Raw genomic sequence first — 26,989 nt, 5'->3', positions numbered from 1 at the left:
AGATGGACTTGCCAATCATCTACCACCCTGACTACGTCGCACCACTCCCAGAGGGGCATCGTTTCCCCATGCCCAAATTTGGTAAACTCTACGAACTGCTTTTAAGCGATCGCATCGCCACTATCGAGCAATTCCACACCCCCCAAATTCCCCCTAGGGAGTGGCTAGAATTAGTCCACACGAGAGAATATATTCTGGCTTATCTTGAGGGGACTCTCGACGGCAAAGCCCAGCGACGTATTGGTTTACCGTGGAGTGAAAGTCTCGTTAAGCGTACCTGCACAGCCGTAGGCGGCACCATCCTCACTGCCCAACTAGCACTAAGTAAGGGTTTAGCTCTAAATACCGCTGGTGGCACCCATCATGCTTTTCCTAGTTATGGATCGGGTTTTTGTATATTTAATGACTTAGCCATTGCCAGTCGTGTCCTTCAACATCTGGGATTGGTTAATCAAATTCTGATCATTGATCTCGATGTTCATCAAGGAGATGGCACTGCCTTTATTTTTCAAGGTGATCCAAGTGTATTTACTTTCTCAATGCACTGCGAAGTTAACTTCCCTAGCACCAAACAACAAAGTGACTTCGACGTTCCCCTACCCCCAGGCATGGATGATGATGCCTATCTACAAACACTAGCAGCTCACCTACCGAATTTACTCTCAGAAGTCAAGCCAGATTTAGTACTTTATGATGCGGGAGTTGATCCTCACGCAGGCGATCGCTTAGGTAAGTTAGCTCTAACAGACACGGGTATCTACCGCCGCGAGATGCAGGTTTTAAGTACCTGCGTCAAAGCTGGCTATCCGGTCGCCAGCGTCATTGGTGGTGGCTATGCCAATGACCTCGATGGCTTAGTTTACCGACACTCCTTACTCCATCGCGCTGCCAGTGAAGTCTATTGCCAACATCGTCTTTAATGGGAAACTATCATAGAGAAGAGTCATCAGTTTTATTGATAACAGGCTTTTCTTGCTTGTAGACGAGAAAGATACTACTCTTTTACTCTCCACTCCCTAATCAGCTCCAGGAGACATTGTGCTGCTATCCAAAGGTTTTGAAATTGAGATGTACACTGGCACCCCCCAAGGGGAAATTGTCGGTTTCTCTGACCAGATTGTGGCTAACCTAGACGGGGGATTTGTGCGAGAACCCGATAGCCGTAATGTGGAATATACTACTGCACCTTTGTCTTGCTATGAACGCCTGTTGTGTGCCTTGGTACGTCCCCGACGGCAGTTGCGCAAGTATTTAGACAGTCTAGGGGGTTATACGCTAATTCCTGGCAGCACCTTGTCCTTAGGAGATAGCACTCGTTTCTATCGTTCCGACCCCAATAACCCTTACCACGACTATATAGAAAATTCCTACGGCACCAAAGTTGTCACAGCCAGTGTCCATATCAATATCGGTATCTCTGACCCAGAAATACTGATGCGGGCCTGTCGTCTGGTGCGGGTGGAAGCTCCCCTCTATCTTGCTCTTAGTGCTTCTTCTCCCTTTTTAGACGGAGAACCCACGGGCTATCACTCTACCCGTTGGGGACTTTTTCCCAAGACACCAACCAATGTTCCATTGTTTGAGAGCCATGCTCACTTTATTGCATGGACACAGGAGCAATTGGTAGCTGGGACAATGCGCAACGTACGGCATCTGTGGTCTTCTGTTCGACCTAATGGCAACCGACGACCCTATGACCTCAATCGGCTGGAATTGAGAATCTGCGACTTAATAGTAGACCCGATTGCTTTGCTGGCAGTCACGGCACTTTTAGAAGCACGTCTTACTCAGTTGCTGGAAAATCCTAGTTTGGATCCCCTAGAAAGCAGTATCTTGGCAGCCTCAAAAGGTGCCGCTGAGCTGGTGACTCTGACCGATGCCAATGAAGTTGCTGCGGCTAGATCCAGCTTAGACGCCGAAATGACTCACTGGCAGGATGGCAGAAAAATTTTGGCAAGAGACTGGATTGAGGAAATTTACCAAGAAGTTTGGCCCACTGCGAAAAAGCATGGTTTTAGCTGCTTCCTTTCCCCCGTTAAGAAAATTTTGCGGGAGGGAAATGCTGCTCAGCAGTGGTTACAACTACTCTCAGCTGGTTTCGATAGCCAGCAGGTCGTGATGCAGGCCATTCGAGACGTGGCAGAGCAAGAACAGGAAATGGAAGAAAATTTGTGCCAGGTACTAGCTGCTTAGGTTTGGTCATGAGATGAACTTACCACAGTTGAGAGTTCAAAATATTTAACAAAACAGACAAAATATATATCATGTCTTTCTCAAGGGAGCATTACCTAAATGTTCAGGGAAAACTGTGATACGACAGAGCCTGTTTAGGGGATTCATGGTAAAAGTTGTCCTAATTAACCCGCAAATTCCGCCAAATACCGGAAATATTGCCCGAACTTGTGCTGCTACCGGGACTGAGTTGCATCTAGTGGGGCCACTGGGCTTTGAAATTAGCGATCGCTATCTGAAAAGAGCTGGGCTAGATTACTGGCCCTACGTCCAACTTCAATACCATGATTGCCTAGATGCTTTTAAAGTTTTTCAGCAAGATCAAGGTGGTCGATGGGTTGGTTTCAGTGCTGCAGGAATATGTAGTTATGTGCAGTTCCAGTTTCAGGATAATGACTGGCTGTTGTTTGGTAGCGAAACTGCTGGTTTACCTCCCTACGTTTTAGACGCCTGTCAAGCCACTGTGCGTATTCCCATGACCCAGCCAGGAGTCCGTAGCTTGAATCTTTCTGTGAGTGCTGCTGTCGGTTTATTTGAGGCACGACGCCAGCTAGGCTATTTGGCATGAGGTCTTTTACCCTACCTTAAAACTACATACATATATATAGATATATGTATTTAATCTCACTGGAATTTAAAGTAAATTGAGGGAGTTCTCACTGCACCATTTCTAGCGGCTCCTTATTTGTCGGTTTCTCGAAATATTCTAGATAGGCAATTAAGGTATCTGCTAGTAGCAGTAATTCCTAGGGAAATGATAAGAAATTCCTATAGCAAACTCCCTGAGGGGCTAGTGAGGGAATCATCGATTTTCTTCAAATAAAATTACTCCTACCTCAGGGTCTAAAAGCACTCAAATACAAGCATTTCAGGGTTTAAATGTCTCTCATAGTTAGTCAAGAGTAGGTGAATAAATGGTTCAAACTTGACTACTATACGGTTGTTGTTTTACCTAGGATTAGCGTAAAGTTCAAGATCGCTCAATTGACTAGACTATGAGTTGCACTACTTTCAGCGAGGGCAAGATACTCAAGTAGCATTATGGTCAGCCAGCCCTGGCTATTTTGTTTGCATTTGTTATCTTCTTCCGGAGTAAAGCCTATAAATCCAGTATGTTCTTTTATGCAGAATGCATGGTCAGCAGCTAAAAATCGACAGCCTCTCTCGTCAGAACAGTCCTGTCTGGAGACAAGTGATTACTGCTGTTTTAAGAGTGGAGTGAGTGATTACTATCAAGAACAAAATTTTTACCCTGTCAGGTCAACTTGTCTAAATCGAGAAAGCAGGTTAATCTTGCCTAAGCATGATAATCGTCTGTGATTTAGATCACGATTTTGGGTTAGTTGTCTCATTGACTGGTAAAAAAAATCTTCATTATTAACAGTTAGGTGCTCGTCACACACCAGGAGGTCATTGTTGAAACGAAGACTTACGCAGAAGGTCAAAAATGTTCCTTTGTGTGCAGCGGACTCTTCTGATGCGTTATCAAAGCTATCTGTAGGAAAGCATCCGGTTGGCACAAACTCTACAACCGAGCTAGACCGCAGAGCTCGCACCTCTGCCGCCATGATTGGATTGGCAATCTCAATGGGTGCCTCGGGCTTATTGCTGCCTCAACAGGGCGACGAAGCCATAGCAGTTGAGCCAGAAGCCGCCGCCGCATCGAGGCCGTCGATGCCGGTGAAGCCAGGAACAACGAGTAACTATCAAGGTATCTCGTTGCCTCCAGCTGAACACCAGGTACAAAAAGGACAGACCCTTTGGGAATTATCCCAAACTTACCAGGTGAAGCCGCAACAAATTGCAGCTTCTAATAACATCAAACCCAATGCAATTCTCCCAGTCGGACAGAAGTTAAAAATTCCTTCAGTTAATGGTGAGGTTGGCAGGGAAAAAGCCGGCGAAGCCGTCGAAAATTTATCTAAGTCTTATGGTGTGGAACCGTCCAAGAGGCTCTCATCAGCCTCGGTGTCGGATGATCAGTCAAAAAACTCTGTCAATGAGCTTTTAAGAGCGCGACAAGAGTTAGCTCTCGACCGTTTAAAAACGGAGAGGGACCGTTTGAATTTCAGTCTGGCGGAGTTGAGGTCTGAGGAGTCTGCTAACCTGTCTGAACTGGCTCAGATGCCCAGTTCACTATCTAAATCTAATCAACTGTCTACCTCCGTTACTTTACCGCCCGCAGTTCTCAAATCTGAGAAGTCGGTAGCGAAAGTATCAGAGCCAGTGGTAAGTGTCCCTACTAGTCCGGTGATTATCCCAGATTTGTCTCCGGCTCAGTCAAGTTTACCGGAAGTTGAATCAGCCGAAATAAAAGGAACAGAGTCTGTATTGATTCCGGTTCCTTCCCCGGAAACTGCGGCTTCACTGGCAGTTAAACCAAGAGCAACAACATCTAATAATCTAGCAAGTGTCGAATTAACGACTGACAATAGCGTGCCTCAACTACAAGCACCACAGTCAGTTGATCTGGGAACTGTACAGGTAACAAAAGCAGCGGATGTTTACCGAGTCCAACCCGGAGATACAATTTTTGATATTGCTCGTAGCCATGGCTTCTCTGACTTAGAGCTGATCAAGTTAAATCGGCTGAATAATCCTAACCTGATTAGCATCAACCAAGAGCTGAAAATCCCCCAGAATTCTCAAGTTCCAGTTATCCCTAGCATCAAAACTCAGGCTTGGGCGTCACAACAGCAGGAGCAAGAGGTTGCAGTACCAACTTTAGCTAGTAATACTGTGTCCAACAGTCTCAGAGCTGCTGTGCCAATACCAGAACAACCTAATTCACAAGCAGTTCTGCGTCCAGTTCTGGCACAATCTACTATTGTGGCAAATGGGCAACCAAACTCTACACTCTTGGCTGACAATAGAGCGGATCAGACAACTGAATCTGAGAACAACGCCTACATTGAGCAATTAAGGTCTGACATTCTCAAGCTACGCAAAGAATATCCTCAAGGCGGTGAAACTAATCAAGTTAACAAACCCCGCAATATTGAGGTTTCTACTGAGGTAAATCCGGCTGTTGAGCAATTAAGGTCTGATATCCTCAAGCTACGCAAAGAATATCCCCAAGGTGGTGAAACTGCTCAGGTTGTTACCTCTGAAAGTATCGAAGTTCCCACGAGAGAAACTCCGGTAGTTGATAATCGGAACAGCAAATTATCTACATCCGAGCGTTTTTCTTCAGATTCAAATCTTGAGCAGCCAACTCAACGTACTTCCATTCCTATAGCAGTACCTAAAGCTGCTGCTATATCTGAGAAGGAAAGCTCTGCTTCCATCGAAATTGAAGTGCCTTCAGCTAGCATAACTGTAGAGGAACAAAAACCACAGGCGCGACAATTAGTGCAACAAGGGCCAATTACCATACCTGTGCCTAAACCTGAACGGCAAAGATTGGCAGCGGTTCCGGCACCAACGAGTAGCTATAACCCAATAATGAACACCCCACTAGGAGAAATGGTTTCTCCTCAGTTGCCTCCACTGTCGGCACCAGATATGTACCTGCCGGATAGCCCGGCCCCTTTTAATGGCTATATTTGGCCGACTAAGGGCGTAATTACCTCAGGTTATGGTCGGCGTTGGGGACGGATGCATAGAGGTATTGACATTGCTGCACCAATTGGTACACCAGTTGTTGCAGCCGCTCCTGGTGTTATCGTTTCTGCTGGTTGGAATTCCGGTGGTTACGGTAAATTGGTGGAAATCAAACATCCTGATGGCAGCTTGACACTATATGCCCACAACAACCGGATTTTGGTGCGTCGGGGGCAAGAAGTTGCCCAAGGTGAGCAAATTTCCGAAATGGGTAGCACTGGTCGCAGCACGGGTCCTCACTTACACTTTGAGGTGCACCCGTCGGGACGTGGAGCAGTTAATCCCATTGCTTATCTGCCTCGTCGGTAAGCTACGGGCAACAAAGCTCAAGATATGTTTGTGTAGGGAGCCTCCTGGAACCCTACACACATCCGTTTTCTCCTAGCCACAGCTACATCTGATCAAACTTCTCGCGAGATGTCAGAAGGAAGAGATTAAATTTTTTCTTACGGACTTTAATTACGACTTACATTTCCTCGCCTGGATATGTTAAATTAATAAACGCCCGCAAAAATTAATCAGGCTCAGTAGCTCAGTGGTTAGAGCAGGGGACTCATAAGCCCAAGGTCGCAGGTTCAAATCCCGCCTGAGCCATTTGTTAAGAAACCAAAGTTAAATCTGGGATCTAAGTAGACATAGATGACAATAAATAATTGCTTGGCGTTTGCCCTGTCCACCGTTTGAAGACACGGTGGGTAGCATTGGGTTCAGAAAATCCCAGCAAAAAAGCAACATCGTGAATAGCCGTGTTCGGTTTCTGCAAATATTGACCACTTAAGACAGTTTGCCTCAAAAACCAGTCGGTTGTTTGGCATTGAGAAGCGTAAATTTGTATCAAAGATGCGCTGATGCTCAGATGTATCAGCCGGACGGGGAAATTGAAACCAGACGGTATAAAGTCGCAGCGATTGTCCGGTTAGTGCTTTTGTGGTAGTTAATAAAGACGAAAATGTGCTTTCAAGCCTGCCTAGGTTCTTCCAGTAGGTAATTTTTCCCCTCATTCACAAGATCACAATCGCAGTACACCATTTGATGAGTGCAACTTTTGTGGGCGTGTTATCCGTTATTCTCCAGTCTATTGGACTAATGTGCTAGGTGTTTGTGGTGCCTATTCTGGCAAAGCTTTACACAGAACCCTCTGCTAGTGACATGACCCGCGATGCTGTGAGAGGGGTTTATCAAGCTGTCCATCAATATGGCGGTGTTGTGATGGGAGAATATTTGGGGCAAATATTGTTGATTTTCTGGACGCGAGAGGTAGCTTTTGCCATGGTGCAGTCGCCTCTTTTCCAATCCTGGATACCTTGGTTTGGGCTAATGACCTTACCCCTATTGCTTTTAGGACAAAGTGAACTGTTAAAGACTGTTATTTCTAGCATGCCTATATTTGATTTCACACCCCTTGGTTTTATCCTATGGGAATTGTGGCTCCTCGTTGTGGGAATATCTCTACTGCGCGTACCGCTAAGATTGGTAATTAAGCCAAAGTTGACTTGAATCAAAGGGAACAGCAGCAATAACGAGTGCTAGCATTGTTTCATCGCTTTGCTCCACCTTATCTCATAGTAGTGAAGTTAGAAGAGAGGATAGAGGCGCTGGCAGACGAAGTGAGCAATTCGCAGGAAGTAATTACCTCGGTGTGAAGAAAAAGAAGCAAGTTTCTTTGATGGTGGGGTCAGATGAAAATTGAAATCCAGGGACAAGATGCGGTAGCAGCAACAGAAGAAATTCTGGCAATTGAAGGAGTCGAAGGAAGCTACGAGACTCTTGATGAAGTAGAACGGGAAGGAACTCTCGCCACCATCGCTACGATTGTGGGAATTGTGGGAGGAAGCATGGCTATCGCAGAGAAGCTTTACCAGTTAAATCAGAAGTGTCAGAAATCCCTGCTAGAAAATAAGACTCCCAGAATTGAGAAAGTTATGATTGTGGCTGATAATGGCAAAAGGTTACTGCTCAAAGACGCGACGGTAGAGCAAATTAAGGAGATTCTGGAAGACTAAAAACCAGCAGTAATGAAGATTCTCCACCTCGACCTCAAGCTAGTTGGGAATAATTACGCCGAATTTCGTTACTTCTGGGATAATCCTAACGAGTATCAGTCCCATCAGCTTCCTTTGGCAGAAATTACTGACCTGATTGGACGGGCAGAAACCGACTACTACGTTTACTCACATGTGGATCATGCCAAGACAGGTCAAGCACTGTACAACTGGTTAGACGGAAGCCAACGTAATCTTCAACGTGCGCGTGACCAACACGAACGCCAAGGTATTGTGCTTGCTATTGCTGCAAGCGCTAGACTTGCTCATCTACCGTGGGAAGTGCTGCACGACGGTCAAGATTTTTTGGTAGAACGCAGACCTGCCATAATTCCCATTCGCTGGGTAAAGGATGAGAACGAAAGGCAACTGACCATAGAAGAACAGCCACAAAATCGGGCGCTGAATCTTTTATTTATGGCAACTTCTCCCCTGGGAATTGAACCTGAATTGGATTTTGAGGCAGAAGAAGCCCAGATTTTAACCGCAACGAAACGCAAACCCTTATCTTTGACGGTGGAAGAAAGCGGTTGTCTCGAAGAGTTGCGTTGTTTGGTGGAATATTATGATAAGGGACACTTTGATGTCATTCACCTGACAGGTCATGCCACATTTCAAGATAATCAACCTTGCTTTATCACTGAGACAGAATATGGAGAACCGGAATACAGCAGTGCAGAAGATATCGCAGACCGACTCCAATTCCAACTGCCAAAACTGATTTTTCTCTCAGGCTGTCGCACGGGTTACTCAAGGGATGAAGGTATAATTCCCTCGATGGCAGAGGCATTACTCAATCAAGGTGCAACTGCTGTTTTAGGATGGGGTCAAAAAGTATTAGATACCGATGCTAGTACAGCCGCTTCTAGTTTGTACAAAGAGTTATCGGCCGGAAAATCTTTGTTAGAAGCCGTTGCACTTACCTATCAAGCATTGCTGAAAAATAAAGCCCGTGATTGGCATATATTACGTTTATATGTAGCAGGAAAAATACCCGGTGCTTTAGTCACGCCTTTAGTCACGCGAGGTCGTAAACCTGTTCCTCCTCCCTCGATTACTCCTGAGTATATTGACCCAGAAACCAAGAGCTTAAGAGTAGCTAGTCGCAAGGAATTTGTAGGTCGTCGTCGTCAATTACAAAATTGCTTGCGAACTCTTAAGACGGATGATGACAAGGTGGGAGTTCTCATTCATGGGTTCGGAGGATTGGGAAAAAGTACCATTGCGGCTAGATTATGCGATCGCTTCTCAACACGCGAAAAAGTAGTAGTTTTGTGGCGACAGATTGATGAATCTACTCTTGTTAAGAGGTTAGCAGATAAGCTCAGAAACTCAGAACAACGCACAGCACTCAAGGAAAGTCAAGAAGAACTCAAGTATCGGCTGCGATATTTATTTTATGAGTTAAACGAAGCGGGTGAGAAACCTTTCTTATTTGTCCTCGATGACTTTGAATGGAATTTAGAACCTCGCCAAGGACGGTATATTCTTAAAACAGAAGTAGCTGAGATATTAGAGGCGTTAGTCTGGGCAGTTCAGGAGGCAAACTCTAGGAATCGAATAATCATTACTTGTCGTTATGATTTTGACTCGGATTTGTTAGGATTATTCTATAAACAACCGTTAGAAGCTTTCCGTAAATCTGATTTACAGAAAAAGCTAAATCGACTCGAAGCGTTTAACTCTGAAAAGATTGATAAAGGTTTAGTCAAAAAAGCCTTACAACTGGCTGATGGTAATCCTCGTCTTTTGGAGTGGTTAAATGATGAGGTTTTGTTGAAAGAAGAAGCTAATTCGAGACTTAGTGAACTAGAGTCTAATCCTGAAGAGTGGAAGAGAGAAATAATTCGGGAAGAGTTATGTGAGCAAATAGACAAAACTCTTGAAAAAATACTCAGTCATTGTTTGGCGTTTGAAATTCCCGTTCCCTGGCCAGCATTAGAGGCAGTTTGTGAGTCTATCTCTGGTTACAAGGAGCAGTTAAGTCGAGCGGTTGAGTTAGGACTTGTAGAGGTGAGTCCTAAACCCGATGAGTCTCAACGAGTTTATCGAGTCTCCCGGATTTTGCCCCACATTATACCTGGTATTTGCCTGCCTCAAGAACCAGAAGTGTATTATTTATACCAGAAGGCATCTGAGAAATTACATGAATTGTGGGGAAATAGGGGAAACATAAGCTTAGAAAAATGGCGAGAAATTTTCAGGCTAGTGTTTACTGATAAAGATAATCCAGATCGATTCAGGCAGGGCTTTTCTTGGATGCTGGAAGTTCAGTATAACAGAGAAGCTGATATAGCCTTAGAAATAGAGCTAATAGAGGTTAGTTCTGAACTATCAGGCGCTCATTTATTTCGGCAATTAGAAGTTTACTTACAGCAGGAAAAATGGAGAGAGGCTGATGAAGAAACAGCCTGGATATTTTATTTGGTAATGATCATAAGAGAATACAAGGACTGGTGGGAATTATTTAAAAAGTTTCCCAGCCAAACTTTAAATGAGATTGACCGACTTTGGGTGAGTTACAGTGAGGGGCATTTCGGATTCAGCGTCCAAAAATGTATCTGGAAAAGCTTAGGCGGAAACTCAGAACGAGATGATGAGACTTGGAAAACTTTTAAGAAACAGGTAGGGTGGGATGTACAAGGTAAATGGAGAGAAGACCACACAATGCTTTGTAAATCAGAATCAAACGAAGGAAATCTACCCGCTTTGATTTATACCCGTAGAGGAAATAGTGGAGGATTTTGTGTAGATTTTTATCCTGTTGAGGAGTGGTTCTCTTCTCTCAGGTTCAAACCTGACCCATAAAATATAGGCTTTTTCACCGCTTTTTTGAACTTACTTTTTTCACTTTCTCTACGGATTCATAACCTTTCCACAATTTCGATACCTAGCATCTCACCTTTCAAACAACTGCATTGCTATCTTCATGTCATAGCAATTAGCCAACACAAACTTTTTCTGCTACTACCTGAACTTTAACGCATCAAAAATCTGAGAAGTGGCGAATCAATTCTGCAACCGACCAAGCTTGAGCGATCGCACCTCTAGGTGAGTGAGGCGGATCACCGTCAAAAATTTCAGAAATTGAACCCATACAAGCTTGTTCTTCAAAATGCTCCAGCAAAGGCTGCCAATCAAAGGGAACGGGTTGTGTTGGGTAGAATCGCTGCCAAGCGCGGATAAATGAACCAATCAGCCAACCCCAGACACAGCCTTGATGGTAAGCTTTTGCGCGACACCCCTGATTACTGCTGTAGTGACCGATGTAATCAGGGTCACCCGGATCCAGGCTGCGTAAACCGTAAGGAGTCAATAGGCGATCGCGTGCCACTTGTAAAACTAGACGTGCCTGCTTTTGAGGAAACCCGCAATGATATAACGAGAGGGCCAGTACGGCATTAGGGCGAATTTGGGCGTTGCATCGGTCATCTGGCTCAATCGTATCGTAAAAGTAATTGCGCTCTGGATTCCAAAACTTTTGCAGGGAAGCCCTCACTTTATTTGCCTGCTGTATATAGTGTTGAGCATGGTGTAACAGGCGCACCCGATCAGCGATCGCACCGACGACCATTTTTTCAGTCCACTTGCTAATCCAACACAAGGCTGAGTACCAGAGGGCATTAATTTCTATCGGCTTTCCTCTGCGTGGTGTGATCGGCTTGCCATCAATCACCACATCCATCCAGGTAAGTGCCATCTGAGGAGTATCCCAAATCATTAACCCATCAGAGGCGTCAACTTGGATATTGTAAATGGTGCCAGATGTATAGGCTTTATAGATTTTCCTTACTACGGAATACTGCTGAATCAGAAAATCCCAATCCTGCGTTGCTTCTAAGTAAAGTCCTAGGCTTTCAATCCACCATAGCGAAGCATCGATGCTGTTATATACTGGCCTAGCGCCAGCATCAGGAAAGGTATTAGGAATTAAACCATCAACACAATAACTACCAAAGGTTTTGAGTAATCCCTTAGCCAAAGACCAACGCCCAGTTGCTAGAGCTAATCCCGGTAGGGCAATTAGTGTATCACGCCCCCAGTCACTCAGCCCAGGAAAACCAGCCAGGACAGTTGGCCCAGCAATTGAGGCACGGTAGGCAATAAATTGATCACCTGCTCGCAATAGTTGACGCCAAATTTTCTGTTGCTCAATTTTGCAAGGTATGGAACCCAAGGCGAAGAGTTGATTTTGTCTTTCTTGCTCTGTTTGTACTGCTCGTTCAAAGGAGTGAGTATTCAGCTTGAGTAGCGTCGCTTCCGGCAGTCCCACCCTCGCCTCTAAGGTAATGCTATCTCCGGGGTGCATGAGTACTGTCAAGTAGCCAGGACTATAGAGATCTTCGCGAGAACCAAACCCCTTAGTGTGTTCTTCTGGATAGTAATAATTCCAGTACCAGACTCCCTCTGGTCGATACTTACCAGCACTCCAGTGTAGCTGCCAAGCTGACCCTACTTGACCAGCGCGAATTCCTTGTAGGGAGATTTGATTCGGTTCCACTAATTGCAAGAATTTTAAGTCTTCATCCGCTGATTGCTGGCTGTGAAGATCGCGGTCGGCAATTAAAGGTCGCAACCTCAGTGTGGCTACCTCACTCCCCTCATATCGATACTTAATCAAGATGCGGTTACAGAATTGGAAAACAGGATTGGCTATTCTCCATTCTCCATTGCTAACCGCCCATTCTCCACAGTCTCTGCTCCCCTCTAGACCATAAGGCATAACTAACTGGCGTGTTAGCTGCCAATGTTGGTCATGACTCCAAATCCATTGAGGAATCGGCTCTATGGCAAATGAGTTTAGTAAATGGTAACCCAATGGTTCAATTTTTCTGCCGCCATCCCAAAAATTTGTCGAAATTGCCCAAGTCTTCCCTGCCACTTCCAGGCTAGCATCGAGATGAGAGAGCAACAGAGTACGCCGTCCCGGCGGCTCAAGAGCTGCGACTAACCAGCCATGATAACTGCGAAGGCGAGCATCACAGACTGTTCCACTGGCAAAACCACCCAAGCCATTAGTTAGGAGCCATTCTCTTGTGTCTAAATCCTTCACTGCGTCGCTATCACCCTTGCATGCCCTAGTCTAAGGTTTCTTGCCGGAATTGTCTCCTCCACAGCATATCTAACTAACGCCTCAATCTGAGGGAACTGTCTGGTGTTTTGCTCTCAATGAACTCCTACTCAAAATCGTTATGAGTATGATATAGTTTTAATCGAACGTGTAAGTCAGAAAATCCAAGGAGAATAACTTCATGACCAACCCGACAGAAGGATGTCTGCGGGTAGGCCAAGAGGCCCCCGACTTTACTGCCACTGCTGTAGTAGATCAAGAATTTAAGACGATTAAACTGTCTGACTATCGTGGCAAATACGTAGTTCTGTTTTTCTACCCGCTAGACTTCACATTTGTCTGCCCTACTGAAATCACAGCATTTAGCGATCGCGCTGAAGAATTCAAAGAAGTAAACACCCAAATCCTTGGCATTTCGGTTGACAGTGAGTTCTCTCATCTGGCTTGGATTCAAACAGACCGCAAGTCTGGCGGTGTAGGCGATCTCAACTATCCTCTAGTTTCTGATATCAAAAAAGAAATTAGCACCGCTTACAATGTACTAGACCCTGATGCTGGCGTTGCCCTACGAGGCTTATTCGTCATCGACAAAGACGGCATGCTTCAGCACTCAACCATCAACAACCTATCTTTCGGTCGTAGCGTTGATGAATCCCTGCGTACTCTGAAAGCCATCCAATACGTTCAGGCTCATCCAGACGAAGTTTGTCCCCAAGGTTGGCAACCAGGCGACAAGACAATGGTTCCTGACCCTGTCAAGTCGAAAGTTTACTTTGCCTCTGTCTAGGTATCAGCTAACGAGTCAGCTAGCAGCTTAGAGTTTGACCCCAACAGTAGCTTTGAGAACCAGCTAAACTCATCTGTGTTGGGGTCTGAACCTATCCTGACGAAGAAGGATGCGATCACTAAAAAAAAGCGGTGAATAATAAAAAACGAATATCTTGAGTTATCCTGGGTTTCGTCAAGACATGTTTAGCAGATTTTTCTAACTTATTGACAGAGAAGATAATTCCTATCCCAAACCCCGATGCTGACTTCCACTGACTTTAGAGGCTTACTCAACGAGCGCTTCTTCCGCAATTTTTTCCCGATACCGGCAACTAACAGTCTTCCTCTGGGAGAAATGACTGTTGATTTTGAACTGCCGGATATCACCAATCAGCGTCAGATAAAGTTATCAAATTACCGAGGAAAACAACCTCTAATTCTTGCCTTTACCCGCATTTTCACCGAAAAGCAGTACTGCCCTCTTTGCTTTCCCCACATTAAAGCAATCAATGAAAATTATGAGCGTTTCACCGAGAAAGGCTTTGAGGTATTAATGATTACCAGTACGGATCAACAGCAAAGCCAACTAGTTATCAAAGACCTGGGTATTAAAATGCCATTGCTGTCTGACCCTAGTTGCAGGACTTTTCAAGCTTATCAAGTTGGTCAAGCACTAGGTGCCCCCCTACCTGCTCAGTTTGTCCTTGATCAGCAAGGAAAACTTGGCTTCAAACATCTGTTTTCTTTCCTATCTCCTAATGCTGAGATTGAAGCCCTGCTAAATGTTTCAGTATAATTAGAACCCAATATATAGCAAATAGCTCAAGCCATTAAGGATAATACTCTCAAGATTTTTCCATAACGTGACCTAACTGTCTTGTCTTCTGCCTTATTTTCTGCCAATCTATCTCATAAATAGCCAATATTTAATGGGAGTAGATTCAATGGATGAAACGATTAGGATTAGAGCAGTTGACAAAAGTGATTGGGACAAAAATCTTCAAGGTTTTCAAGCGGAGCAGCTCAAGCAGCTATTCGCTGTGTATGGTGTTGAAGGAAAGGTAATTGGCAATATTTGTGAATCTTTAGAGGGTAAATACTATATCAACGGTAAACCGGAAGTTGACTATCCCTCTCTACAGATGGCAGCGGGGACACTTCTGAAAAGTAAGGGTTCAACACCATAATCGAGTAGCGACATCCAAGGGAATTCATAGCCGCATCCCTGAGATGGTCTGCGGCAAGTTAAGCTTCACTGTTCTACTATTTATTTTTAGAGTCGAATTTGTGCTAGAGAACTGCGAGGATTGAAGCTACGGATTGCCTGAATTTTCTCGTAGTACTCACGCTCAACCTCCGTGAGATCCTTTGGCGTTACAATAACAATCTTTACTAGCTGGTCACTGCGTCCGCCTTTAGGTCTGGGCCATCCTTTACCGCGTAGCCGTAGAGATTGACCAGAACGGATACCAGGGGGAACATTCACACTGACAGTGCCATCTGGGGTTGGCACCTCAATCGAGGCTCCCAGTACGGCTTCATCCGGCGTCACTGGTACTTCGCAAAGGAGATTATCTCCATCGAATTGAAAGAAGGAGTGAGCCTTTAATTCCACATTTAAGTATAAATCTCCCCTTTGCTGGTTATAGGGGTTTGTTTGACCTTTACCTCGGACACGAATGCGGCTTCCGGCCTTGGCACCGGGAGGAATTCGGACATCTATGACTTCACTACCCAAATTAAGCCGTTTTTGGACACCTTTAAAGGCTTCAGACCAGCTGAGATTAATCGTTGCTTCTCGGTCCCCAGCCGTGGTAGTGGCACGGCTTTGAGAACTAGAAAAGTCGCTAAAACCACCAAAGTCGTTAAACCCGGTAGGGCCCGCAGTGTTAGGGCGGTAGGTGTAAGTACGACGGTTGCTTCCAGTTGTGCCAGTAGTGCTGCCAGTATTGAAGCGACCTAGTAATTCGTTGATAAATTCGTCAAAACTGCCGTACTGGCTGAAGTCAAAGCCACCAAAATCCACGTTAGGGGCACCGCTTGGAGACCAAGTTTGTCCCGCTTGTTTCCAATACTGACCAAATTGATCGTATTTTTTACGTTTGTCAGCGTCAGACAAAACCTCGTAGGCTTCGCTAACTTCTTTGAAGCTAGCCTCTGCTTTTTTGTTTCCAGGGTTCATATCTGGGTGATACTTCCGCGCTAGACGACGAAAAGACTTTTTAATTTCGTCTGCGCTAGCGGTTTTACTCACTCCCAGGATTGAGTAATAATCTTTGAAGTCGGTCGCAGCCATAAATTATCTCCTACACTCTCAAGATTTAGTCTAATTTTTTTTCTATGATGCCCTGACTAAGCCGCAACCGCTTCTATACTCAACCATTTACTGTTCAAGTATGGCTTCGGGTTTCGGTAACTGGGCCCAATTAAGCAGTAAGGCTAAAACTTGTCAAGTTTAGTCATAATTTCTCTGCCTGACAGCTAGGGTAGCAAAGCTTTCAATATTTTTAAGTTCGGTTCTTTCTCACCGGAGGGATGGCGATTTCCGTACTCATGAGTGAGTCCTCACACCATCGAGGGTGTGGGGACTCAAAAGATAGAGAATGGTTAATTGAAAATCGAAAATTGACCTTTTACACCAGTAATCGGCTACTAGCATCTATTTTCCATTTGCCTTGATCAATTTTCCATTCCTTCGCTCCGCTCAAGGGCATGCTTAAAGGAAATGAGACTTCTCTTGGTCGCCAAGAGAGCAAAAGCAATGCACAACCGAATGTGAAGTTGGGTTTTTAGATAACTGTTCCGTCGGCAATCACGGCATTTTTGAGTACTACGACAATGCCATTGCGGATATAAAAACCCTCACTCTCACGATTGGATTCTTCCACATGGTCTTTGTTGAGAATTTTGACATTTTCACCAATACGGGCATTTTTATCAATAATCGCTCGGCGAACCATCGTATCCCTACCGATACCCAAAGAAATAATGCCCCGTTTCCTACCAGATTGACGTTCGGCAAATGGCTCATAAAAGTCAGAACCCATAATCAGGGTATCCTCAATTACACAGCCTTCTTCAACGCGAGAACGAACCCCCAAGACTGAGTGGTGAATCCGGCAACTTTTCAGGATGCAGCCTTCCCCAATCATCGATTCTGTCAGATGGCAGTCTACAAGCTTGGTGGGAGGCAAGTAACGGGCGCGAGTATAAATGGGGGCTTCTTTGTGGTAAAAGCTAAATGGTGGTTGGGGTTGTCGAGTTAGCGCCAGGTTCGCGTCGTAGAAAGACTCAATTGTTCCAATGTCTTCCCAGTAACCATCAAATAAATAGGCTTGAACATTGTAGTCTTTTGCCGAAGCCGGAATAATTTCTTTGCCAAAGTCGGTTTTTTCTGGAGATTTAATCAGTAAATCACTCAAAATTTCTTTGTTAAAGACATAAATCCCCATTGAGGCAATGTAGGGTGAGCGCTTTGCCTGTTCGGGGTCTAGTCCGAGTACGCTTGTATCGACCTGCATTTTTTTCAGGTCATCCCCTTTGGGTTTTTCACTAAAGTCAATAATGCGGCCGTCACGGTCAATTTTCATCAAGCCAAAATCTGAAGCCCGCTTCTCGTCAATAGGAACCACAGATAGGGTAATATCCGCTCCAGTTTCCCGATGACGTTCCACAAAGAGTCGGTAGTCCATCCGATAAAGATGGTCTCCTGAGAGAATCACGTATTGATCAACATCCCAATCCAACAACACTCGCAGATATTGGCGAACGGCATCTGCTGTACCCTGAAACCAGTTGGCGCTTTCCGGGGTTTGTTGAGCGGCTAGAACTTCAACAAATCCCTCGGTGAAGCCAGAGAAGTTGTAGGTGCGGTTAATGTGGCGATTCAGAGACGCAGAATTAAATTGGGTCAAGACGTAAATCTTGACAATGTCTGAGTTGATGCAGTTACTGACCGGAATGTCAATTAAACGGTACTTACCTGCTAATGGTACAGCCGGCTTAGCTCGCAGCTTAGTTAACGGGTAAAGGCGAGTGCCTGCACCGCCTCCGAGAATGATGCCTAAAACTCTTTTCACGAAAAACCTCTTGCGTGCCGGTGAAGTATCAAGTCCAGTGTCCGACTGTGCGTGCCAGTTTTCAAGGGGTTAATGTAATACGCAATACATTAGTTGGTTATTCACAGTCTCACTTTGAACACTTTCTTTTACAGGTTACCCTTGTGAGTGTACTTACAAATCCCTACCAGGAGTGAAAAATAACCAAGATGCAGCTCCATCAAAGGTTAAAAATAGGAGCTATAAGCAAGGATCAAGACGGTGAGTACCGACTTACCTAACAAATGGAGGGAGTTTGTTTGATCGAAAAACTAAAATTTCTTACCTGATGCCCAGGGAAATAAATTTACATCAGAAGAGTTTGCAAGTCAATTAATTGACCCAGAAAGAGACTTTGGGCGAGGTAATCAAGCCTTTGGCTGAGCTATTTTGTAAGCTATACGTTTCTATATTTCGTTGACTCATAACCTCTAGAGCAATTCATGGTAGTTATTTTTTCTAAGAAACTTTGCCAATTCGTTGTTATTGGCTCGCAGACCTTCGTAAAAGAAAAATACTTCGCCCTGAACACCAAGTTGACGATTGTACTCAATTATTTTTCCTAAATCTTTGGTGCTGATTCTGAAATTACTGACTTTCATCAGCACCCCAGGAGAAAGTTTTGGTAATTGCTCTACAGTAAATTTATCTATAATCTCTCTCAATAACTTTTTATAGTCGTTCAAGTTACGACGATAAACTAAGGGATGAATAATATCAACTAAACCGCGATTGAGCCATGATTGGGAATCTTGCAGGTATTCTCGAAAGCAAAAATTTGGGGGGTTAGGAGCAATAGACACGAGCAAATTCCGATTAATTGCTTTGACTTCTTGGTGCAGGCTAAACAAAAATTCAGTGAGAATATCAGCACGCCACTGTAGCCATTGTTCCTGCTTTGGTCTTAGTGGAGGATCTTCACCAAACTGCTGACGAAAAAGATTCTTAGTTGATTGGTCGTAGCCACCTTCACAAGGAAATGCAGGTAGCCGATCATCGCCTTGTATACCATCTACATCGTAGTTTTTAACCACCTCAAGGACGAGATTCAACATAAAGTGTTGCACTTCTGAGTCAAGTGCGTTCAACCACTGGAAACCGTTTTTAGTAAGGATGTTACCTTGTTGATCACGGGCAATCCATCCCTTTGCTTGCAAATTTAACTGAAATTGTTGTTTGCGTTGGTCTTTAATACTTTCGTGAGAATAGGCAAAACCGTATTCAAACCAGGGGATAATTTTAAGTTTGGCTGCCTTGGCTGCCTTAATTACTTCGAGTAAGGGGTCTCTACCTTGTTCTTTGTATTTTGGAGCTATCTCAAAATCTTTGCCAAAACTTTCAATCATTACCTGGCTGGGATAGAGAGTCAACCCTTTATTCCAAACCACAGGAAATACAGTATTAAATCCTGTATCAGCCAGAAATTGCATTGCTTCACCAATACTTCTCTGGGAATCTAGAACTTGACTAGCCACATTGGTCAGCCAAACACCACGTATTTTCATAAAAAATCGACTTTTCGGTTTCTGGTTAGATTTTTCCTAGGTACATCTACACTTTTTGGTCTTGATTCAGTATGTACTACAGATAAAATGCTGTTTTGTTCAAAGCTAATGATGCCTTCCCTAGCCAAAAATACTAGGATAACTAACTACACTACACTTTAAGCCGATACCCATGCTATGCTCTAAGCATTTGCGGAGCGTGGTCTACAGGGGCATCGCATTAGAGTAAAACCGTTAGTATTTTCACCACGTGCGCAGTGTGTCGGCTTTACTATGTTTCATATTCTACTTTAGCTAATTAGGACTTACTCCCTAATCCTGATTTTGGGACTTGACCCTTTAATTAAAGGGGGAGTAATCACTTGTTGTTACCTAGTTTGAGAGGCTAAAGTAGTGACGACTTAAGGTCTAAAAATATACCTACTAAATATGTTGAACCACACAATTTTATTAAGTAGGGATGAGCAGGTACTTACTATAGAGAAGGCATCTCATTGTTCATGAGGTGAACTCTATTTTTTTGTGCGATTTAATTAAGCTCACTAGTAGGATCAGCAAAAAATTTTCAACTCAATCAAGATAAGCATGAATAATTTATTAGAATTCGACAGCCATGGCTACCAAGTAGAAAAAGAGTTGGGTTCTAATCGTGCCGGCGGGCGAGTCACTTACCTAGCAAAAGATACCAAAACAGAGCAACTAGTTGTAATTAAGCAATTTCAGTTCGTTAAATCTGGCTCAAATTGGTCAGATTACGATGCTCACGACCGAGAAATTCAGGTACTGAGAGGACTAGAGCATCCTGGTATCCCCCGTTACCTAAATTCTTTTCAAACCTCAGATGGTTTTTGCATGGTTCAGGAATATAAAAATGCCTCTTCCTTATCCGTGCCGCGTAGCTTTAGTCATGAGCAAATTAAGCAGATTGCTGTTTCTTTACTAGAAATTTTACTATATTTACAAAATCGTATACCACCAGTAATTCATAGAGATATTAAGCCAGGAAATATTTTAGTTGATCAAGAATTAAGGGTTTATTTAATTGACTTTGGTTTTGCCAGAATCGGTGATGGTGAAGTTGGCATTAGCAGCGTGGTTAAAGGAACTTTAGGGTTTATGCCACCAGAACAATTATTTAACCGTCAAATTACTGAAGCATCAGATATCTACAGTTTAGGCATGACCTTAATCTGCTTACTGACTGCAACTAAATCTGATGATATTGGTCAATTAGTTGATATTAGCTACCGAGTTACTTTTAAACATTTAGTTCCTAAGCTTAACTTCCATTGGATTAAGTGGCTCGAAAAAATGGCTGAACCCAGATTAAAAGAGCGTTATCCCAACGCGACGGTAGCCCTGGAAGCAATGCCAGTTGATCCATTGCGCTCACCTCAAGTTAAATTTAGCCAAGCAGCCATTGAATTTAGGGCAATGAGACTGGGTGAAAAGCTAACTCAAGTAATTACTATTAGTAATCCGATTCCTGAGACGATGCTAACGGGACAATGGCAGGTTTCATCTCATGTTAGTGACCCTCCCCATACTCCAGATTTTCATAGCTGGATTTCCTTTAAACCAGCAGCATTTACAAGTAATCAAAATGAGTGCCAAATTACTGTAGATACCAGCAAATTGAGGGCAGATAAAACTTTTGTGCGACAGGTTTTATTGCGGACTAATTCTTTACCAGAAACCCATTCTCTAACTCTCCAAGTGCGAACAGCTCCCATACCAATAAGAAACACAAGGCTTCCTTTCGGGTTTCTTTCCCTAACTTTTTCCTTTTCTGTGATCATGGCTTGGATTATTTCCCGGAGTGTACTAATCTCTGGAACACTGAGTGGAGATTCAGTAACAACTGGCTTAGGTACTATGGCAGGGGCAGCGCTAGGACTCGAAGCAGCGGCTTGGGGCATGGCTACGGCTGGAATGACTACTGGGGCAACGATTGGGGCTTTTGCTGGCACTTCACTGGGAGTTGTTGCCTTGGCAATAGGCTGGCAGGGAGCGATATCAACCACGGGAACGGCAACTTTAGCTGGGGCGGCAGCGGGCTTAGTAGGTGGATTGATTATGGGTGTGACAACTGGTATTGCCGCCGAAAATTTGATACAAAGGGGATTAACTAAGTACTTCGCTGGCTGGATTGCCCTGCTGACTACAGCAGCCGCTAGCTGCTTGGGAATTGTCTTAGGAGCGGGATTTGTGAATACTCTGATACTCTCTGCTGTGGTGAGTACCAGTCTTCCGCTAGCTATTACCCTGATTCATTTGCCTTTGCAGCGAGCAAGACTAATTACTGAGTATCGCCAAGCTGAACAGCATTTGATTAAATCATAGTCTTATCTACTGATCTCTTTTGACTTTTGCTGGGTAAGCTGTTCAATACCGATAATCTCTGGATCACAAGCAATATCTTGATAGGTGTGAAATGTAAAACGCCGCTTGCCTCCTTCAGACTGCCACGCCTTTTGCAGCAATGGATCAGGATAGGTTCCCTGGTTGAGTTGCTCTAATATCAAAGGCCAGCAAGTTGTAATATTGCTCGTATCGCAAACGTAGAGTTTGAGAGAACCGATGTGAGCGATCGCATAAATACCAGAAGCCATGGTCTAAAAAGAGGTAAGCTATTGCCCTTGAAGATACACCTACACTGTATTAAACTCCGATTCCACGAAATTAATCTATAAATCAGAAAAATTTACCCACAAGCAGCAAAAGACAACCCAGAGTCCCGACTTCTATAGTTGAAATTCTGATTGCCTCTTCTAGGAATTTGAGAAAAGAAGTTGGTACTCTGGGACAAATCAGACGAATGGTGAAAACTAACTGCACATTTTAGGGCAGCTTCACTAAAGACAGAATGATGCCGACAAATGACCCCAACAGCAGCACCACTCCACTGATAGTGCCTATCCCAAAGCCAACAGCCCGCTTTTCGGCAGCTTGATAGTATCCCCAAGCGTAGGCGATGCGACCAATAACCCAAATGGCACCAATTCCGGCACCCCATAACGGACTGACGTAGAGAGAGAACAACCACAAGGCAGGCAAAAAGAAAACTAACTGCTCTAGGGTATTCTGTTGAACGCGCAACACTCGCTCAAAGTTGGGATCTCCCGTCGTCTGGGGAGGTGACACCTTATACTTGAGTCTGGCTCGACCAACATTGATCGTAATTACGAGATAAACCAATAGTGCCAGAGCTGTAACGAGACTTGGCCAAGGTGAGATCATAAAATTTTCCTCGACTTAGCGAGAGCAGCTTTAAACTTTAGATACTTTAATTTTAAAATTTGCTCTGCAATAAAACTCCCCCCATGATCTTAAGTTTGACGACATTAGGGGATGCAAGAGCGTCTCTGACAGGACAGTGGGCGTTAGTCCGATGAACCCAAAAAGCGCTAAAGTAAGCTGTAGACCCGTGCTAGTTCAGGAGCAAAACGCAAGTGCTAACACTTGGCGTCAATATTGACCACATCGCCACGATTCGGCAGGCGCGGCGAACCGTGGAACCAGACCCGATAGCGGCAGCAGTGTTGGCAGAACTTGCTGGTGCTGATGGTATTACAGCACATCTACGGGAAGATCGGCGTCACATTCAAGATCGAGACGTTCGCTTGTTGCGACAGACGGTACGGACTCATCTGAATCTGGAAATGGCTCCTACCGATGAAATGGTAGCGATCGCTATGGAGATCAAACCCGATTATGTCACCCTTGTACCAGAAAAACGGGAAGAGGTGACCACAGAAGGGGGACTTGATGTTGCAGGCCAAGTGCAGCGTCTAGGGGAAATTGTTACCCAGTTACAGGATGCTAATATTCCTGTCAGCTTATTTATCGACGCCCACCCTGGCCAGATTGATGCTGCGGCACAAACCAAGGCTCAATTCATTGAATTGCACACTGGTTGCTATGCCGAGGCAACTGATGAGGCAAGTCGCGATGAGGAACTAGCAGTATTAGGCAAGGGATGCCAACAGGCAATTGCTGCTGGTTTACGAGTCAATGCTGGACATGGTCTTACCTATTGGAACGTTTACCCTGTTGCTTGTATCGAAGGCATGGAAGAACTCAATATTGGACATAGCATTATCTCTCGGGCAGCTTTAGTTGGTTTAGAACGGGCTGTTAGAGAAATGAAACAAGCAATGCACGGTCAATTATAAGGAGTTTAGGGCAATCGGTTACTTAAAATCTTCCGATTGCACCCATCCAACCCACTTTTAAGGCGTTCTCCAGGGAAAGCCAGCAGCTAACAACCTACAACTTACAAATCAAAACTGGCAAAATGCAAACCTACTACTATCTTTTGGCAAGTCAACAATTTCTCTTGGAAGAAGAACCCTTTGAGGAAGTCCTCAAAGAACGTATCAGGCACTACCACGAACAAGAAAAAGAAATTGACTTTTGGCTAGTCAAGCAGCCTGCTTTCTTAGAGGCACCGGAGATGGCACAGACCAAGGCAGAATGTCCACAGCCAGCAGTGGCTGTCATTTCTACCAATCCTAAATTCATCACTTGGCTAAAGCTACGATTAGAATTTGTCAAGACTGGTGAATTTCAAGCACCATCAGATACTATTCCTGACCCTTTAGCAAGTTTGGTATCAGTATCTTGAGTAGCAAGTAGCTGATCTGCAAAATAGCGTTGCCTGATTAGAGGATGAATCAGGGATAAGGAAGTTAAGGGGGACATTCCGAAATCCCTAATCATTCTCGCAACTAACTATAGCAACGCCCTCAATTACACTTTAACTGGTGTAGGAGGATTGCTTTTTTGTTCTACTCCCAGATTGGGCTGTTCCTCTTGATTGGTAATTAGACGTGCTCCACGCTTGCGAGTGAAGTAATTCCAACCCCACTGGATTAGTACAAGCAGCTTGTTGTCAAATTCAATCAAAAAGAAGATGTGAATAAAGATCCAAGCAAACCAAGCGGGAAAACCAGAAAATTTGACAAAACCTAAGTCGACTACGGCTGCATGTCTTCCAATTACTGCTAAGCTGCCGTAGTCGCTGTAGTGAAAAGGCGGCAGTGTTTCTCCTCTAAGCTGCTTATTGACCAATTTGGCAACATACTTTGCCTCTTGCATGGCAACGGGGGCAACTCCTGGCAGTGGTTTGCCGTTTTCATCTTGATGAGGGAAATTGGCTAAGTCGCCAACCACAAAAATATTGGGATATTTCGCTATACTCAGGTCTGGTTGCACAATCACCCGTCCTGCGCGGTCAAGTTCTACGCCAGTGCGTTCTGAGAGTACACGCCCCATTTTTGAAGCTTTCATACCAGCGGCCCAGAGGATCGTTTGCGCTGAAATTTTCTTCACCTGATCACCCTGACGAATACTCACCAGATTGTCTTCAATGTCGGTAACCAGACTACTAGTCTCCACTGTCACCCCCAAACCCTCTAGAGAGGCTTTTGCTTTGGCTGACAACTCAGGTGGATAAGGGGGTAAAACCCTCTCCATGCCTTCTAGAAGCAAGATTTTCGTTTCTGAGGTGTCAATGTCGCGGAAGTCGTTCTTTAAGGTGCTGTAAGCTAGTTCGGCTAACGTACCGGCTAATTCTACACCTGTAGGACCTCCTCCCACCAGCACAAAGGTTAACCAGGCACGGCGCTTTTCTGGGTCAGTTTCTTTTTCTGCGGCTTCAAAGGCAAAAAAGATGCGACGACGAATTTCCAGTGCATCTTCTACGGTTTTTAAGCCAGGGGCTTTTTCAGCCCATTGGTCTTTGCCAAAGTAGTGATGGCTAACACCGGTGGCAATGATTAATGTATCGTAAGCTAATTCCGTATCTTTAAATTTGATAGTTTGCTGCTGTGGGTCTAAATCACTCACTTCCGCCATGAGCACTTTTGTGTTTTTATTAGGAGCGAGTACTGCTCTTAAAGGTGAGGAAATATCACCAGGAGACAAACCACCTGTTGCCACCTGGTAAAGTAGTGGCTGAAAGAGATGAAAGTTACGCTTATCAACCAAAGTTACTTTGACTGGCGCTTTTCTCAAATGGTGTGCTGCATAAAGCCCACCAAACCCGCCGCCAATAATCACAACATGATGAGCAGAGCAATGATTGACTTCAGTTGACATAGGAACTACTACCTTGATTAGTTTTTTCGATATTCAATAACAAATAATATTTATAGAAAAAATGTGAATTAAGCAAGTCAATTAATTTATTGTGAATACTCTTCAGTAGCTAATTATGACTCTCGTTATAGTTAAAATTTCAAATAGCTATACATTAATTCGACACTTGGGAATATGTTTTTTACCAAAGTTGTAATTGTAGCGTTGCTGCTGCACTTATAGAACAGGCTAGAAAAAAGCTGGTTTTTCTAGAGAAGAGGGGGGAGTGCAAATATTGCTCTCTATTCACTTATGTTAACAATTGCTAAATATTAGTGTCAAGAAAGGATAATTGACCATCTATCCTAGATTTTCTCTGCTGACTAAAAAAATGACCCTTTTAACTGATAATAATAAATTCAGCTAGATCACCATTCTTGACTGTTGCCCTTTGTCTACAAATATGACAATTCCATAATCAGAGTATATTTACTAAAATTTTACAATATTGATCAGGGGAATGAAGTTTGTAAATTGGCAATAAATACCCATGATCAAGAGCTAGCAACTAGGCACAAAAATCAACGGTTTCCCCTGTATATTCTCCACTTTCTAGATAAGTTAGCTGCAAAGATTATCAATTTATACATTCAAAGAAAAATCTCAACTTAGTACTCAATGGTCAATAACCAAGTAGATTTCCTCTTAGGAGCCACTCTACTAGCACTCACCAGTCTGTCTAGTTCAACTGAGTTGGCTATGGCTCAACACACGGTCTCTGTTTGTCAACCGCCAAAACCTGGTGAGTATATTTTGCTAGTACCTAGCCAAACCAGAGAGGTTCATCAACAAGTTCAACGCACTTTACCACCCAACACCGAAGCAAATCGGTGTCAATATCTAGAGCAAACGGTGACCCGGGTTGCTGGCTTCGGGAGTCTTGACGATGCCAATGATTGGGCAAGCTATGTTAAAAATTCTCTGGGACTATCAGCATTTGTTGTACGAGCAGCGCCAGCGGCATTGCCTACTAGTCCTCAGTCTTACAATCCTCGACCTTTGGGTGATGGTTATGCAGTGTTAGTCGATTATTTCCATCAACCGGAGGTGGCATCTCAAGTAAAGCAATTTATCGGCGAAGATATTGGCTTAGTTTCTTATGGTCAACGCCACTACTTACTGGCTGTGTACACAACCAACCAAACAGTAGCTAACTCAGTATTACAGCAACTTAGTGATCGCGGATTTTGGAGTCTGGTAGTCGATAGCCGCCGAGTCACACTTCTCGGACCAATTATTAATTTTTAAAGCCCTGGTGACATTACTTTACCTTATCATTACATCACGACTTAAAAGTCTGATCTGCAAGTAGTTACATAGATTTTATCGGGCTTGAATTTCCTGCGAAACTTGTTACCTAAAGTATCTACTATTACTTTTGCCGTACTCCAAAATATAGTGTTTCAGTTGATAACATCAGCAAGACAAGTACAAAGCTGCTATGAAGTTTTGCGATAGATTGAGTAAAGCTGACACCTAATCGGCTCTAGTGCGTCTTGAATATATATAGGTACTTCGGTCACCGACTAC

At 44.1% G+C, this 26,989-nt stretch carries 22 protein-coding genes, 1 tRNA gene and 1 pseudogene; 15 read left to right on the top strand and 9 right to left on the bottom strand.

The features are described 5' to 3' along the window. The first annotated feature begins 2 nt into the window (after positions 1–2). The 5 genes from ACT7WV_RS15235 (at position 3) to ACT7WV_RS15215 (ending at position 6,429) form a co-directional block, all read left to right on the top strand. On the top strand, positions 3–920 hold the full coding sequence (locus ACT7WV_RS15235) for a histone deacetylase family protein (RefSeq protein ID WP_445103690.1): 918 nt from the start codon (positions 3–5) through the stop codon (positions 918–920). A gap of 118 nt (positions 921–1,038) precedes the next feature. Next, on the top strand, positions 1,039–2,193 hold the full coding sequence (gene gshA / locus ACT7WV_RS15230; protein WP_445103689.1) for a glutamate--cysteine ligase: 1,155 nt from the start codon (positions 1,039–1,041) through the stop codon (positions 2,191–2,193). 145 nt (positions 2,194–2,338) lie between these two features. Beyond that, complete coding sequence (locus ACT7WV_RS15225; RefSeq protein WP_445103688.1) at positions 2,339–2,800, top strand: tRNA (cytidine(34)-2'-O)-methyltransferase; 462 nt, start codon at positions 2,339–2,341, stop codon at positions 2,798–2,800. An 848-nt stretch (positions 2,801–3,648) separates the two neighbouring features. Further along, positions 3,649–6,144, top strand: coding sequence for a peptidoglycan DD-metalloendopeptidase family protein (locus tag ACT7WV_RS15220; protein ID WP_445103687.1), 2,496 nt, complete (start codon positions 3,649–3,651; stop codon positions 6,142–6,144). A 212-nt stretch (positions 6,145–6,356) separates the two neighbouring features. Next, positions 6,357–6,429: transfer RNA gene (locus ACT7WV_RS15215), tRNA-Met, on the top strand. 31 nt (positions 6,430–6,460) lie between these two features. Here ACT7WV_RS15215 and ACT7WV_RS15210 read toward each other — a convergent pair. Next, on the bottom strand, positions 6,461–6,673 hold the full coding sequence (locus tag ACT7WV_RS15210) for a helix-turn-helix domain-containing protein (RefSeq protein WP_445105742.1): 213 nt from the start codon (positions 6,671–6,673) through the stop codon (positions 6,461–6,463). Beyond that, a pseudogene (locus ACT7WV_RS15205) lies at positions 6,666–6,836 on the bottom strand (AraC family transcriptional regulator ligand-binding domain-containing protein); the annotation flags it as partial. The gene ACT7WV_RS15210 and the pseudogene ACT7WV_RS15205, both read right to left, overlap by 8 nt. Before the next feature lie 103 nt (positions 6,837–6,939). Between ACT7WV_RS15205 and ACT7WV_RS15200 the strand changes: the two are divergent. From ACT7WV_RS15200 to ACT7WV_RS15190, 3 genes are all read left to right on the top strand, one after another. After that, a complete protein-coding gene (locus ACT7WV_RS15200) occupies positions 6,940–7,332 on the top strand; it encodes a DUF4386 family protein (RefSeq protein WP_445103686.1) in 393 nt (130 codons plus the stop codon). Between the two features lie 182 nt (positions 7,333–7,514). Continuing rightward, complete coding sequence (locus ACT7WV_RS15195) at positions 7,515–7,838, top strand: hypothetical protein (RefSeq protein ID WP_445103685.1); 324 nt, start codon at positions 7,515–7,517, stop codon at positions 7,836–7,838. A 12-nt stretch (positions 7,839–7,850) separates the two neighbouring features. Then, a complete protein-coding gene (locus ACT7WV_RS15190) occupies positions 7,851–10,685 on the top strand; it encodes a CHAT domain-containing protein (protein ID WP_445103684.1) in 2,835 nt (944 codons plus the stop codon). A 178-nt stretch (positions 10,686–10,863) separates the two neighbouring features. Here the strand turns inward: ACT7WV_RS15190 and ACT7WV_RS15185 are convergent, their stop codons facing one another. Then, complete coding sequence (locus ACT7WV_RS15185; protein WP_445103683.1) at positions 10,864–12,930, bottom strand: amylo-alpha-1,6-glucosidase; 2,067 nt, start codon at positions 12,928–12,930, stop codon at positions 10,864–10,866. Positions 12,931–13,129: 199 nt separating this feature from the next. Between ACT7WV_RS15185 and ACT7WV_RS15180 the strand changes: the two genes are divergently transcribed. The 3 genes from ACT7WV_RS15180 to ACT7WV_RS15170 all read left to right on the top strand — a co-directional run bounded on the left by ACT7WV_RS15180 (position 13,130) and on the right by ACT7WV_RS15170 (position 14,903). Beyond that, positions 13,130–13,735 (top strand): peroxiredoxin, encoded by a 606-nt coding sequence (locus ACT7WV_RS15180; protein WP_445103682.1) that lies wholly within the window; start codon positions 13,130–13,132, stop codon positions 13,733–13,735. A 240-nt stretch (positions 13,736–13,975) separates the two neighbouring features. Next, positions 13,976–14,512 (top strand): peroxiredoxin family protein, encoded by a 537-nt coding sequence (locus tag ACT7WV_RS15175; RefSeq protein ID WP_445103681.1) that lies wholly within the window; start codon positions 13,976–13,978, stop codon positions 14,510–14,512. A 148-nt stretch (positions 14,513–14,660) separates the two neighbouring features. Beyond that, positions 14,661–14,903 carry a hypothetical protein gene (locus tag ACT7WV_RS15170; RefSeq protein WP_445103680.1) on the top strand — a complete coding sequence of 81 codons (243 nt, stop codon included), beginning with the start codon at positions 14,661–14,663 and terminating at the stop codon, positions 14,901–14,903. A gap of 86 nt (positions 14,904–14,989) precedes the next feature. Here ACT7WV_RS15170 and ACT7WV_RS15165 read toward each other — a convergent pair whose 3' ends face one another. From ACT7WV_RS15165 to ACT7WV_RS15155, 3 genes are all read right to left on the bottom strand, one after another. Continuing rightward, entirely contained in the window at positions 14,990–16,012 is a 1,023-nt protein-coding gene (locus ACT7WV_RS15165) for a DnaJ C-terminal domain-containing protein (protein ID WP_445103679.1), read from the bottom strand. A 493-nt stretch (positions 16,013–16,505) separates the two neighbouring features. Next, entirely contained in the window at positions 16,506–17,795 is a 1,290-nt protein-coding gene (locus tag ACT7WV_RS15160) for a glucose-1-phosphate adenylyltransferase (RefSeq protein WP_445103678.1), read from the bottom strand. Positions 17,796–18,244: 449 nt separating this feature from the next. Beyond that, on the bottom strand, positions 18,245–19,318 hold the full coding sequence (locus ACT7WV_RS15155; protein WP_445103677.1) for a glycoside hydrolase family 10-like protein: 1,074 nt from the start codon (positions 19,316–19,318) through the stop codon (positions 18,245–18,247). Between the two features lie 585 nt (positions 19,319–19,903). On the opposite strand from ACT7WV_RS15155, the gene ACT7WV_RS15150 reads away from it, so the two are divergent. Next, the gene (locus tag ACT7WV_RS15150) at positions 19,904–21,661 is read left to right on the top strand and encodes a serine/threonine protein kinase (protein WP_445103676.1); all 1,758 of its coding nucleotides are present in this window, start codon (positions 19,904–19,906) and stop codon (positions 21,659–21,661) included. 2 nt (positions 21,662–21,663) lie between these two features. On the opposite strand, the gene ACT7WV_RS15145 is transcribed toward ACT7WV_RS15150, so the two are convergent. Both ACT7WV_RS15145 and ACT7WV_RS15140 read right to left on the bottom strand, forming a co-directional pair. Then, positions 21,664–21,930: a GIY-YIG nuclease family protein gene (locus ACT7WV_RS15145; RefSeq protein WP_445103675.1), complete on the bottom strand. Its 267-nt coding sequence runs from the start codon at positions 21,928–21,930 to the stop codon at positions 21,664–21,666. Between the two features lie 229 nt (positions 21,931–22,159). Beyond that, on the bottom strand, positions 22,160–22,555 hold the full coding sequence (locus ACT7WV_RS15140; RefSeq protein ID WP_463424262.1) for an MAPEG family protein: 396 nt from the start codon (positions 22,553–22,555) through the stop codon (positions 22,160–22,162). Positions 22,556–22,770: 215 nt separating this feature from the next. Here ACT7WV_RS15140 and ACT7WV_RS15135 point away from each other — a divergent pair, with 215 nt between their 5' ends. Both ACT7WV_RS15135 and ACT7WV_RS15130 read left to right on the top strand, forming a co-directional pair. Beyond that, the gene (locus ACT7WV_RS15135; RefSeq protein ID WP_445103673.1) at positions 22,771–23,493 is read left to right on the top strand and encodes a pyridoxine 5'-phosphate synthase; all 723 of its coding nucleotides are present in this window, start codon (positions 22,771–22,773) and stop codon (positions 23,491–23,493) included. A gap of 122 nt (positions 23,494–23,615) precedes the next feature. Next, the gene (locus ACT7WV_RS15130; RefSeq protein WP_445103672.1) at positions 23,616–23,945 is read left to right on the top strand and encodes an MgPME-cyclase complex family protein; all 330 of its coding nucleotides are present in this window, start codon (positions 23,616–23,618) and stop codon (positions 23,943–23,945) included. A 125-nt stretch (positions 23,946–24,070) separates the two neighbouring features. On the opposite strand, the gene ACT7WV_RS15125 is transcribed toward ACT7WV_RS15130, so the two are convergent. Next, positions 24,071–25,420: an NAD(P)/FAD-dependent oxidoreductase gene (locus ACT7WV_RS15125; RefSeq protein ID WP_445103671.1), complete on the bottom strand. Its 1,350-nt coding sequence runs from the start codon at positions 25,418–25,420 to the stop codon at positions 24,071–24,073. Between the two features lie 657 nt (positions 25,421–26,077). Between ACT7WV_RS15125 and ACT7WV_RS15120 the strand changes: the two genes are divergently transcribed. After that, positions 26,078–26,707, top strand: a complete 630-nt coding sequence (locus ACT7WV_RS15120) for a hypothetical protein (RefSeq protein ID WP_445103670.1) — start codon at positions 26,078–26,080, stop codon at positions 26,705–26,707. Positions 26,708–26,989: the final 282 nt, after the last annotated feature.

It is taken from the genome of Symploca atlantica LB2515 (genome assembly GCF_052546295.1).
This window is presented reverse-complemented; position numbering and strand designations above follow the sequence as displayed.

Bases quoted from the DNA above. Each gene is read 5' to 3' on its own strand.
- ACT7WV_RS15235 (WP_445103690.1), top strand. From the start codon at position 3: ATGGACTTGCCAATCATCTACCACCCTGACTACGTCGCACCACTCCCA.
- ACT7WV_RS15225 (WP_445103688.1), top strand. From the start codon at position 2,339: ATGGTAAAAGTTGTCCTAATTAACCCGCAAATTCCGCCAAATACCGGA.
- ACT7WV_RS15195 (WP_445103685.1), top strand. From the start codon at position 7,515: ATGAAAATTGAAATCCAGGGACAAGATGCGGTAGCAGCAACAGAAGAA.
- ACT7WV_RS15190 (WP_445103684.1), top strand. From the start codon at position 7,851: ATGAAGATTCTCCACCTCGACCTCAAGCTAGTTGGGAATAATTACGCC.
- ACT7WV_RS15180 (WP_445103682.1), top strand. From the start codon at position 13,130: ATGACCAACCCGACAGAAGGATGTCTGCGGGTAGGCCAAGAGGCCCCC.
- ACT7WV_RS15175 (WP_445103681.1), top strand. From the start codon at position 13,976: ATGCTGACTTCCACTGACTTTAGAGGCTTACTCAACGAGCGCTTCTTC.
- ACT7WV_RS15170 (WP_445103680.1), top strand. From the start codon at position 14,661: ATGGATGAAACGATTAGGATTAGAGCAGTTGACAAAAGTGATTGGGAC.
- ACT7WV_RS15165 (WP_445103679.1), bottom strand. From the start codon at position 16,012: ATGGCTGCGACCGACTTCAAAGATTATTACTCAATCCTGGGAGTGAGT.
- ACT7WV_RS15155 (WP_445103677.1), bottom strand. From the start codon at position 19,318: ATGAAAATACGTGGTGTTTGGCTGACCAATGTGGCTAGTCAAGTTCTA.
- ACT7WV_RS15150 (WP_445103676.1), top strand. From the start codon at position 19,904: ATGAATAATTTATTAGAATTCGACAGCCATGGCTACCAAGTAGAAAAA.
- ACT7WV_RS15145 (WP_445103675.1), bottom strand. From the start codon at position 21,930: ATGGCTTCTGGTATTTATGCGATCGCTCACATCGGTTCTCTCAAACTC.
- ACT7WV_RS15130 (WP_445103672.1), top strand. From the start codon at position 23,616: ATGCAAACCTACTACTATCTTTTGGCAAGTCAACAATTTCTCTTGGAA.
- ACT7WV_RS15125 (WP_445103671.1), bottom strand. From the start codon at position 25,420: ATGTCAACTGAAGTCAATCATTGCTCTGCTCATCATGTTGTGATTATT.
- ACT7WV_RS15120 (WP_445103670.1), top strand. From the start codon at position 26,078: ATGGTCAATAACCAAGTAGATTTCCTCTTAGGAGCCACTCTACTAGCA.